Origin of the sequence: Clostridium sp. AF37-5 (assembly GCF_003477605.1) — a bacterium.
GTDB lineage: Bacteria > Bacillota > Clostridia > Lachnospirales > Lachnospiraceae > Eubacterium_F.
This window is the reverse complement of sequence record NZ_QUDR01000035.1, coordinates 1-12338: the sequence shown is the minus strand read 5'-3', so window position 1 is coordinate 12338 and position 12338 is coordinate 1. Positions and strand designations below refer to the sequence as shown.

7 protein-coding genes are annotated in these 12338 nt (G+C 39.6%); 1 reads left to right on the top strand and 6 read right to left on the bottom strand.

Features of this window, described 5'->3' with window-relative positions; all coding sequences use genetic code 11:
- Positions 1–78: 78 nt before the first annotated feature.
- From DW019_RS14300 to DW019_RS14275, 6 genes are all read right to left on the bottom strand, one after another.
- The gene (locus tag DW019_RS14300; RefSeq protein WP_118444004.1) at positions 79–465 is read right to left on the bottom strand and encodes a SpaA isopeptide-forming pilin-related protein; all 387 of its coding nucleotides are present in this window, start codon (positions 463–465) and stop codon (positions 79–81) included.
- Positions 466–1352: 887 nt separating this feature from the next.
- Positions 1353–3440: a hypothetical protein gene (locus tag DW019_RS14295; protein WP_118444003.1), complete on the bottom strand. Its 2088-nt coding sequence runs from the start codon at positions 3438–3440 to the stop codon at positions 1353–1355.
- Positions 3441–3448: 8 nt separating this feature from the next.
- Positions 3449–4285, bottom strand: a complete 837-nt coding sequence (locus DW019_RS14290) for an AraC family transcriptional regulator (protein WP_181975001.1) — start codon at positions 4283–4285, stop codon at positions 3449–3451.
- Between the two features lie 86 nt (positions 4286–4371).
- Positions 4372–7338 (bottom strand): glycoside hydrolase family 97 catalytic domain-containing protein, encoded by a 2967-nt coding sequence (locus DW019_RS14285; protein ID WP_182431159.1) that lies wholly within the window; start codon positions 7336–7338, stop codon positions 4372–4374.
- Between the two features lie 141 nt (positions 7339–7479).
- The gene (locus tag DW019_RS14280) at positions 7480–9303 is read right to left on the bottom strand and encodes an ABC-F family ATP-binding cassette domain-containing protein (RefSeq protein WP_118444001.1); all 1824 of its coding nucleotides are present in this window, start codon (positions 9301–9303) and stop codon (positions 7480–7482) included.
- Positions 9304–9394: 91 nt separating this feature from the next.
- Positions 9395–10345, bottom strand: coding sequence for a cysteine-rich small domain-containing protein (locus tag DW019_RS14275; protein ID WP_118444000.1), 951 nt, complete (start codon positions 10343–10345; stop codon positions 9395–9397).
- A gap of 516 nt (positions 10346–10861) precedes the next feature.
- Between DW019_RS14275 and DW019_RS14270 the strand changes: the two genes are divergently transcribed.
- A complete protein-coding gene (locus tag DW019_RS14270) occupies positions 10862–12283 on the top strand; it encodes an alanine/glycine:cation symporter family protein (protein ID WP_118443999.1) in 1422 nt (473 codons plus the stop codon).
- Positions 12284–12338 lie beyond the last annotated feature (55 nt).

The following is a 12338-nucleotide window of genomic DNA, read 5'->3' as shown; positions in this document are numbered from 1 at the left end:
GATCATCTGGATCCACCGGCTTTTCTGTTCCCCGTCCGGGGTATACAGATACAACAGTCCATTGTGGGTATAATTATTTCACCTGCCGCAATCGGAAGTATTGGCATGTTTCCACCTGTCTGTGGTGTAAATCGGTGTATCTTTAACGGTCACTGTCTGCACCTTTCCAGTGTCTTTGATTGTCAACTGTACCGGTTTTGCCAACTGATAACCGGATGGATCGAAAACCTCTGTAAAGGTGTAGGTTTCTCCAACGACCAGTTTGCCGATGATGTCGTAAGCATCATCTTTTGTAACAAATTTCATCACTTTATTCCCTTTGGAATCGGTTACAACAAACTTTGCACCACCAAGAGCCTGTCCTGTCTCCTTGTCCAGTTTCAAAAGCTGGATATGCGTCTGCTCATCCACCATAATGATCTTATCATCGGTATGATCGACAAATGTTCCATCTTTCTGTTTCACGGCAACTACAGATGTATAAGAAATCTCAGCATCTCTATTCTTTTACTCTTTGTTTCTTCCATGTTAACTATCTCCCTAGCCATTAGTCCATCCAATTTATCACTCCAAATGTTTTATAAGTCAAGGTGAATAAATATAAAAAATATTCATTTCTCCATATTGTTACAATAGCAAAAAATCAAATATTTGCCCAATATATTATATTCCAACTGTATTTTTAAGGTTACGGATAATAAGCCATATTCTTTATTTATATGCAAAGGAGCCACAATCCCGGTAGTCTTACTACCAACAATTGTAGCTTTTTTACGTTCAAAGTTTTATATATGTGCCATCGCTTAGTAGTCCCTTACTACTAAGGATTTCTCCCCACACCTTTGCCTTTATCCAAATCTGCCCATGTGCCTTAGTAGTCGAAACCGTAGTAATTGCAAGGCTTTTCATCATATTCTGCCCTGTGTTGCCCCAGTCTGCGAAGGTATGCATTATCATAAAACTGGAGTGCCGTGGCAGATGAAACATACTCTAATCATAATTTTTCATATCCTTTTAATACCTTTCAATACTCAAAAGTTCTGTACACATCAATAATATTGAAACAATATATAATTTTTAATTTTTTCTCATTACACCTTATATTTTGCCATTTCTTTTTTCGCAAAAGGTGTAAAAAAGGTGTAATTTTTCAGCTTTTACACCTCGACATTCCTCTTTAATAAACCTCAAAAATTCTCTCTGCTGTTTTCTTCTATATATAATATAGTAGATTAAAATGGCGATTTTTTATATTATTGGCGAATTCACACAACCATGATATAATTAAGCATAGCAATGATGCAATCGAAAAGGACCAGCAAAAACCGGTCCTAATTCTCCCCCATGCGCATTTATATTCTTATTTTTACTTTGACGGTTTTACTCCATTTACCATAGGTTTTACGTCCACCTGAGATTTTATAAGTTCTCACACGGAAATAATATGTTTTTTTCTTAAATTTTGTTATTATCCGAAAAGCCGAAGTTCTGGATGCAGATAACTTCTTTTTCCCTTTCGTAAATTTCTTATTTTTTGCATACTGTATCTGATATCCGGACATTCCCTGCTGTTTGGACCATGATACTACAACTTTTTTACCTTTTAAATTTGAAACCTTTACACCCTTTACCTTTTTAGGGGTTGCTGCAGAAGTTCCCGTGCCCTTGATTATAACCGCACCTGTACCGGTTCTCACTGTTTTTGTACTCGGTTTCCTTGTTGCTGTTGGTTTCTTCGTTGCCGTTGGTTTCTTGGTTGCGGTCGGCTTGCTTGTCGCCTGACCGCCATTTCCCCACCACGATGGTTCCTGATATGGCGGGTCTTCTTCCGGCGGCAGTATCTCAAACGAAACTCTCTGCGTTCCTACAAAGAAATCTTTTCCCGTAACATCCACATAGGCAGTTCCCTGTGTATAATTATCTTCATACCTATAAGTGTAATCCTGTCCATTTACTAACTTTTTTCCTTTAAAATATACCGTCACGTCCGGCTTATATGCATGCATTCTTGATGGATCATTAATTTCTGTATATGTATACTGCGAAAGTTTTATTTCAAACGCGTCTGCAAATATACGTCCGTTAAAATCATAGTCATCCAGCCTGTTCATATCAAGAGAATAAAATGTCGGTGCATTATCATTCATCGTTGTATACCAGAACAAGTGATTATCCGATGTCACAATTGGTTTACAGTCTGACAAATATGCACGAATCTTGTGAATTTTTCCATCGAGACTTCCATCCTCGTTGAGTTTTGCAACTCTTGTCACCCAGAGGTCTGTCTCCCGTTCTACATAATATTCCTGCCAGAACATATAATATCCATCTTCTACCTTTACTAACTGTGGATTCAAAATGGTAATTCCATCTTCTTCTTTATAATCGGTAATCCAATTTAATTTAGGTGACTCATTAAATTTTTTATTCATGGTAATTACAAAGATGTTTCTGTGTGCTTTTTCCATCGACGTTTTTGTGACAGAGGAATCCTGAACAATAGAAGAACCGGAAGTAATAAGTGTATCGCCATCGTTCATAAGTTCAAAACCTCCCAGCGATACACCGGTTACATTATCGCCATAGCTTCCTATAATATCTAAGAGGGAACGGGTCTCTGTCTTCCCATACCATGTCCATACATCGTCCGGCTCCTTGTAAACAACCGATTTTGCCAGATTAACAGCACGGGGATTACCATCTCCAAGATCTAAACGGTATACAGACTCGCCATCTGAAAGAATAAACTGGGCAAAAGAGTGGGAAACCCAGTCACCCGGAGCTTCATTCATGACACATTCCATACTGTCTTCATCCACCGCATAAGTTAGATTTACTTCATGATGAATCTCTTCCGGCTCCGCTGCAGCATCCCAGTAAATATACCTTGATGTATGGATATAAAGGATTCCGTCATTTTCTGTCATACGCAAAGGACCTTTTGCGAAAGGCTCATATACATTTTTGCTTGTTATACTGCACTGTCCAAGTTTGTTCCAGTCATCATCATATTTGACAACCCGGACAACTTCTTTTGTATTATCCGATTCATGGTTATTCTGTCCAAACACGATATACCGTGCATCTTTACCTTTAAAATATCCTCCAAATTTAGGCAGTTCAAACTTAATCTTTTTGGTAGAAAGCAGCTTATAATCTGCACTATAAGTCTCAATGTAAACTTTTCCTTTTAACGCCTCAATTCGAAAAAAGCCGCCTTCTTCTATTTCTTCCACATAAGAAGAGGTACTTGAACCATAATTCGGAAGTATAAGACCTGCTGCCTCTGCGTTGGATGACGCTACTCCTTCCGTAGTCTTTATTCTGTAACTTTTGTCTATCGGAAGATTTTTTTCAATGTTACTTTCCGCGTGCTCTTCAACTTTTAATTCTTTCAGTCGGTCAACAACATCTTCTGTATCATAATCAAGATCTGACAATGTATAACTTATGTATAATTATTATGATTTTTTCTCCACACTGACGGTGAAACTCCCTCTTGTTTTTTAAACACTTTTGAGAAAGTGAAGGGGTCATTATACCCAACAGAGTATGAGACATATTTTACCGACAAATCGGTATCTTTTAACAACTGTTTTGCCCGTTTTATCCGAAATTGTATCAGGTATTCCTGCAACGTTTTACCGGTCGCATATTTAAAAATTTTACTTAAGTATGCCCGATCCACACCGCAATGATCCGCTATCTGCTGCACCATGATCGATTCACAATACTTCGTATTTATATATTGAATTGCTTCTCTCATATAATTCATTGTCCGCAGATTCGTTCCTGCTTTCTTCTCAACATGCCGCGTCCACCGATTCATTTTATCAAACAATATATACATATACCCTATACATGCATATTCATTTTCTTTATACATAATTAAATTTATAACAGCATCCTTTAATTGGCTGTTCTCTTCTATCGGTACATAAACTGGTTCTTTTCTTGTCATCCCAATACTTCTCACAATTTCTGTTGACTTAAATCCATGAAAATGAATCCATGCATACTGCCATGGTTTTTTTTCATCCGCCTGATACTGAACAAGCACATCCGGCGGTAGCAAAAAAAAGCTGTTACTTTTTACCTTAAACTCTTTATCATCAATTCGGAGCACCCCTTCTCCTTCAAATACATAATGCAATATATACCGGTCGCGTATGATCGGTCCAAATGAATATGAAGGAGCACATCTCTGAATTCCTATTTCATAAAGACGTAAGTCTTCATATTGGCTGTAATTCAACCACCAAACACCATCTTCTGGCATCTCCATAAGTATCATCTCCTCTTCCTAAAATAACAATACCATTTCAAAAGTATCATTGTCAACTCTTGAAATGGTATATTGTTTATTAAAGATTATTTTATTTTTACCTTTTTCTTAGCACTCCATGCTCCATACAATGTTTTTTGTTTGTTTTTGCGTATAGCACGAACGCGTACATAGTACATTTTTTTCGATTTCAGTTTTTTAATTGTCTTTGAATTAGAAGAAACTGTAACCTTCTTAGCCTTCTTAAATGTTTTATTTGTGCTATATGATATCTGATACCCCTTTACATTTTTAATCTTCGCAAATTTTACAAACATCTTCCTTTTAGAAGTGCTCTTCACTGACAGACCTTTTACTTTGCCAGGTTTTGTTACTTTCTGAGTTACTTTCTGAGTTGATTTCTGAACTGGTACCTGTGTTGGAACTGCTGTCAATGCAGGAGTTTGAGTTACAACAGGCGCTGTCGTAGGCACAGGTGTTGCAGTAGGTTCCGGAGTAGATGTAGTTCCTGGATAATCCGCATATAATTCCGGATAATCTGTAGCTATCTTAGGAACTGCAGCATCTGCTGTTTTTGTCTTTGATATAGCAATACGATCAAGTCCCGGACCAAGAGCTGTCGGATTATATACATAAATTGTATTCTTTCCTTTGTCTAAATAAACCTGGGTGGACACACACCCTACTGCAGAACTATTACCGGAAATCCCCACAATATCAGTTACTTGTACTGATTCATATTGGTTTGTACGAATACTAAGTTTCTTTTTGCTTCCACTTACCACGTAGAGCTTCAGGTCATACATACCAGCTTCCGGAGCTTCGATATTTTCAAATTTAACACGGTTTTGCACTCCACGTATTTTTCCGATATAAGCTTTATTGGAAACATACTGAGCAGTTGTCGGTGTTTTGTTGCCAAGACCAAGATTTGCATTCTCTGCCTCAAAATAGTTGTAATTATCATAAGATGTTAATCTCAAATCATCTTTCTTGCTGAAAATGACAGCTGCACCACCGTTTCCCTTAAGTGGCAGTGTGAGTTTATCCTTGGAAGTTACTTCTTTTTTCTCCATCTGAATGTTGGAATTATCAGAATTATCCGTATAAACATACGCATAATATTTTACACCTGCATCCAAAAAAGAAAGGTCTGCTTCATAATTATCTTCTTTAGCTGTCATAGCACCGAGGTACCAACGCTCGCCACTCCTTCTTGCACGAATTGCTACTTTGCGTGGTTCAGACCCCTCCAACAAAACAGACTCATCCCAGGATGATGGAATATCTGTAAGGAATGACAAACCACCATACCCCGGATATACGTGGCAGGAATGTGCCAGCGTCTGCATTGCCGATTCATAGACAACTGTCATTCCAAGCATGAAACCATTCGTCGCCTTACAATTTTTCACACTCATTCCAACCGGTGTAAATTCCATGGAACCGATTACATTACGCGTATAAGGCAAAGTAAGAAGAGTCTCTATAGGCGAACCATTTCCCCACTTGAAGTACTCACTTCCTTGTACAGCCTCACTCGATAAAATGTTCGGGAATGTTCTGTTCTCGCCATTTGGATCTGTGCAACCATGATAATTTACAACTAATTTATGTTTCGCCGCAATGGATGCAATATCATACATATCTTTCATCGCCCACTGACTGTCGCTCTCAAGATAATCAACTTTAACACCTTTAACGCCAAGACTTTCGCACCATGCAAATTCTTTTTCAATAGTTTCAGGATTATCAAGGTCTACCCGATGTGCACCGTCTCGTTTCTTTACTCCATACCAGACAAGTATTCCTACGTTTCTTTCATTGGCATACTTACATAATTTCTTTAACTTTTCTTCATAATCCAATTTTCCGGAACTGTCCTTCCAGTTTTCCCATCCAAAATCAACAAGACAATACTTCTGTCCTGTTTCTTCCGCATAGTCAATATAATCATACAAAGACTGATATTCAATCGGATCTCCTGTTGACCACCAGGACCAAGATGCTGTACCTGGTTCTACCCAGCTAAAGTCTCCCTCTGCTGCCGGATTGAGGTCAGAAACCAACGAACTGTTCGTCAAATCATTTAATGTATCCGTCATAATGCATACACGCCATGGTGTATGAAATTCATTCTCCATTGTAACACTCTCAATTGGCAGGTATTCCGCCTTAAAAGTCTTACCAACATACTCTGGGTCCTGCTCCTGCTTTAAATATTTACTAAACTGAACTTTATAGGCAGCACTTCCCTGATTTGTATGAAAAATAGTTGCACAATAAGGTTTTTTCTCGTTATACACATTTGCCTCAGTTAAAAGCATATAGCAGGAACCATTCCCATTCGCCACTTGAGAGAGAATTGCAGGTGGAACATCTCCATTTGCATTCTTTACCTGGGTCATTGTCCTTGTCGAATAAGAGCCCGGCTCGTAAGTTGAACTGTACCAGTCGGCATTCCATACTCTTCCATCCATAGGAAATTCAAAGGAACTTACTTCACTGGTAATCACTGTTTTCTCATTTTGTGTTGTCGTGTCTCCATCCACAACATAACGAAATCCAATACCATCTTCAAAAATACGGAAAATCACCTGCATTTTTGCATTTTCTTTTGTTACCACAAATGACATTTCCTGATATTCTTTATTTACATGTTTTTTACTTCCCTGGTACCAATCATACTCTTCTTTTCCCTTTTTAAGTTCATATGACTCCTCATCCACCTGCAGACCAGTAGATAAATCAACACTTTTCGTCACAATGCCAAGTGGTACGCATTTCAACGTAACATGTCCATTCCGGTATGCAGAATAAAAAATTTTCCCCTCCTCATTCTTCCATATGCGAACTTCTATTTTATTATCTACCGATGCTGCATGCAATTCTGTGATTTCTGTCAGCCCATCTGAACCATCCTCATCAACTGCAGTTGCTGTAACATTCTTTTTCACCATTTCAGCATTAGAAACTTTGTTTCCATAACACATAGGAACAATCAACGATGCCGTCAGCAATGTCGCCACAACTCTCTTTATCTGTCTCCTCATAACCATACCTCCATTTTTTTATTTGATTAATGCTATATATAATGCTATCATAAATACAAAAATAGAGAATGTCTTTTTATAAGTAATACATGTGAAAATATGTTACACAACTTGAATACACAGTGTCCTTAATGTTACCTTCTACTGATTTGCTATCTTTTCCGCCAGTTCCTCCAAATACTCCCAGCGTTCCATTTTCTCCATCAACTGCTCCTCTGCTTCTTCTTTTTTCTCGGATAACTCGCGAAGTTTGACATAATCTGTGCCATTCTCCGCCATTTCTTTATCGAGTGTTTCAATGGTCGTCTCTAACACAGAAATATCCTCTTCGATGGTCTCATATTCACGCTGTTCCTGATAAGAAAATTTAAGTTTTTTCTCACGGTTTTTGTACGCCCTGTGTGCCTCTTTGTTACCGGTATGGCTCTTAGTTTTTCCGTCGAAAGAATTTTCCGTACTCGCCGGACGCTTTTTCACATAATCTGTGTAACCGCCTTCGTACTGGCGAATTGCACCATTCTCTTCAAAAGCAAAAATGCGGGTTACAATACGGTCCAAAAAATACCGGTCATGTGAAACTGTGATAACAATTCCGTCAAAGTCATCCAAATAATCCTCTAAAATTGTCATCGTTTCAATATCCAAATCATTTGTCGGCTCGTCAAGAATAAGTACGTTTGGCGCCTCCATCAGCACGCGGAGAAGATTTAACCTTCTTTTTTCACCACCGGATAATTTACCAATGGCACTATACTGTTGCGAAGGCGGAAACAAAAAGCGCTCCAGCATGGCAGATGCCGAGACAAGCCCATCACTGGTGCGCACAAATTCTGCCGTGTTTTTAATATAATCAATCACCTTTTCATCCGCATCCATATAAGCAATTCCCGCGGATTCTTCCTTTTCGATTTCCTGTGTATAATAACCAATCCGAATCGTCTGTCCAACTTTAATACTGCCGGCATCCGGCTCAATCCGGCCGGCAATCATTTTCATTAATGTCGTCTTGCCGCAGCCGTTTTTCCCAACAAAACCAATCCGGTCATGTTTGAGAAATATATAAGAAAAATCACGTATCAATGTATTCTCACCATAAGCTTTTGATACATTTTCAATTTCGATTGTCGTTTTTCCCATACGGGATGAAATACTGCTTAACTGGAGTTTTTCATCAACTTCCGGTGCCTTTTGATTTTTCAGTGCTTCGTATCGCTGGATGTGTGCCTTCTGTTTCGTCGAACGAGCTCTGGCACCACGCGAAATCCACTCAATCTCCTTGCGCAAAATACTCTGACGTTTTCTCTCACTGGCACGCACACTTTCTTCCCGCTCTGCCTTTCGCTGCAGAAACCCAGAATATTTTTCGTCGTAACTGTATATTTTCCCTTTGTCAAGCTCTATGATTTTATTTGTCACGGAATCCAGAAAATACCTATCATGCGTCACCATAACCAAGACCCCTCGAAAGGCTTTCAGCTTGTTTTCCAGCCAATCTGCCATCTCACTGTCCAAATGGTTTGTCGGCTCATCCAATATGAGCACATCACATGGAGTAATCAACACGGAAACAAGTGCAAGACGCTTTCTCTGTCCACCGGAAAGCTCTCTTGTCTTCTGTTCAAAGTCTGTAATACCAAGCCTTGTAAGCATTGCCTTAGCCGCTATCAATTCATTTTCATTGGCATGGTGATGCACCATATTCTGAACACTCTGTAAAACCGTGTCCTCTTCCGAAAATTCCGGATTCTGAGGCAGATAATGAATCATCAGATTCGATGCCTGTATAACCTGTCCTTCATCCGGAGTCTCCAGCCCTGCCATAATTTTCAGCAAAGTCGACTTGCCGGTTCCATTGATTCCGATTACACCTACCTTATCCCCTTCATGAAGATAAAAATCGGCGTCATCAAAAAGTTTTCTTTCCGTATATGAATGTGTCAAATGTTCCAGTGATAAAATATTCAAATCAATCGTCCTTCTTCTCTGTTATGCAATTTTCCACCCTTTTTAACCACATAAAAACTATTTTTTATTTTATCATTTTTCGCCACATGTATCAACTCATTTTTTTCGGATTGTTACAGCAAAATGCACAGCCTGTCTGCTGCCCGATACAGTTTGCACAATCCCTGCAGTCTGACAAAATATCTTTTCTGCTAATCAGGTACACACCTGCCACACTCATTTGTGGTTTCATTTTTCCACCATCCCATGAAACTCCAATTTTTTCAGCATCCATTAATTGCAGCATTTTCTCTGATGCAGATAACTCCATTCCATAAAAACCTGCGCCAAAAGCAGGGCTACAAAACCGTTTTTCATACACGCTGTGCTTCCGCTGCAAATACTCCCGCAGCCACTCTCTTACCACATCCAAACAAGCGATTTGAAAAATTTCCCAGTAATACTGTGTTAAAAGTGCCTTACTTTCTTCTACTTCATATTCCGGTGCATGAAATGCATACAAATAACCGGTTTCAACCTGTCTCCTGTCAATGCGTGACAGCACCTGGCACTGCATCTTATCATTTCCAAAAGAAAACCAGCCATCTTCTACACATTGCCCCGAAAACGGCTGCAAAAGAATCAAAACACGGTACAAATATTTATTCCTTTCCAGAATTTCTCCAATGCTGCTAACTGCCATCCCTTTATGCTGTCTGTGTGTTCTCTTATCCATCTGATCCCACGAAGCAATCTGTGCCATACGCTCCCAAATTTCTTCCCTGAGGTTTCCGATATTTAGAGAAATTATTTCATCCTGCCTCTGTAATTGCTGCATTACCTTGTCATAAGCTTCCGGGCGATGTATCACCTCACACTGACTGCAGTCTTTCATTTTCTGTCCCTTCGCATTCAAAAACCAAACCGGATTTCCAATGCACTTTTTTTCACGATACAACGGGCAATAACAGAACAAACAATTAAACTCCTCCTCGTTTTCCGTCTTGTGGCAGGGAAAATATTCACACTCCTTATTTTGAAAAAAACGATAACTGTTTATCATGCACGCGCCTCCTCTTCTCTGCTCTCCATTTTACCATAACTTTTGCGAAATTACCAAAACGAATCCGGTATGGTTTGTATCAAATATTTGGCACAATCGGGGTGACTTAAGCGCAATATCGAGCCAAAACAACGCTTTTTACTTGATTTGCCTTATAGGGTTGCATATTTGCCCCATTATCAGCCCTTATTAGAGAAAATCACAGGGCAAATGCAACTCTTTCGAGAGAAATTTCTGCTTTTGGTTGTTTTCAGACACATCTTTTCAAAATTCATGCAACGCTTTTCACTTTTTATAAAGGTTAAGGTTGCATAAGGCACTTACTTACATTAAAAGAACTGCCATGTATCAAGAATTTGCGGCTGGTATTTTCAGTGCCCATACCGTTACGCACTCAACGAGTGAGAGCGAACATTTGACACAAACAACTTAGGTATGATGCTTGACGAGAACCTAAAAGATACGATATAGTATAAAAGTAATGCTATTTTAACAAAAAGAGGAAGGATAAAACGAATGTGGAAAACAATCAATGATATTCTAGTTAATATTGACAATTTTGTCTGGGGTATTCCCCTTATGGTACTAATTCTTGCCGGCGGTATTTTGTTAACTGTGCGTCTTGGCGTAATGCAGTTTCGAAAACTGCCACTTGCCTTAAAATGGATGGTAAAAAACGAAGAAGGCGGTGAGGGAGAAATTTCAAGTTTTTCTGCCCTTTGTACAGCCCTAAGCGCGACGATTGGAACCGGTAATATCGTCGGCGTTGCAACTGCTGTTGGTGCAGGTGGACCGGGTGCTCTTTTTTGGATGATTGTCGCTGCCTTTTTCGGCATGGCGACCAAATTTGCCGAAGGTCTCCTCGCTGTAAAATACCGTGTTGTCGCAAAAGACGGTCACAGCCTTGGCGGTCCGTTTTATTACATAGAACAAGGTATGGGAAAAAAATGGAAATGGCTTGCCAAAATATTTGCTTTCTTTGGCGTATGTGTCGGACTTTTCGGAATTGGAACTTTCAGTCAGGTAAATGGTATTTCCAGTGCCGTTCACGGCTTTTTTGATTCAGCCAATGCACACTGTGTAAATCTGCCATTCTTAGGTGAGTACTCCTGGTCCGTTGTGATTTCATCATTAGTTTTGGCGTTTTGCGTTGCTTCCGTTTTGATTGGTGGAATCAAACGAATTGCTAGTGTTAGTCAGGTTATCGTGCCATTTATGGCAATAATTTATTTCCTGTTTGCAGGCATTTTAATTGTTACCAATATCACTGCTGTGCCAAGTGCCATTGCTGTAATTGTAGAAGCGGCTTTCTCGCCAAGAGCAATTACCGGTGGTGTCGTCGGAAGTATGTTTGTCGCTATGCAAAAAGGTGTTGCACGTGGTATCTTCTCAAATGAAGCCGGTCTTGGTAGTGCACCAATTGCCGCAGCTGCCGCACAGACAAAAGAACCTGTCCGTCAAGGTCTTGTAAGCATGACAGGAACCTTTATTGATACCATTGTTATTTGTACACTTACCGGCTTATCCATTGTATTAACCGGTGCATGGCAGGTAAAAGGACTTGAGGGTGTCGGCGTTACGACCTATGCTTTTCAGAAAGGACTTCCGTTCCCTCCTGAAGTTTCCGCATTTGTCTTAATGCTCTGCCTTGTATTCTTTGCCTTTACGACAATTCTTGGCTGGGATTATTACAGCGAGCGCTGTTTGGAATATTTGAGTGGCGGCAATATGAAACATGTAAAAATTTTCCGTTGGATTTACATTCTTGCCGTATTTATCGGTCCATATATGACGGTCAGTGCCGTGTGGACAATTGCCGATATCTTTAACGGTTTGATGGCAATTCCAAATATGATTGCTATTTTTGCCCTAAGTGGTGTCGTGGCAAAAGAAACAAGGGATTTCTTCAAACGTCATAAACAAGGTAAAATTAAATAACGAAAATCATGACCACCAGCTCAGCTGGTGGTTTCCTCTGCGGCTATAAGCCTGT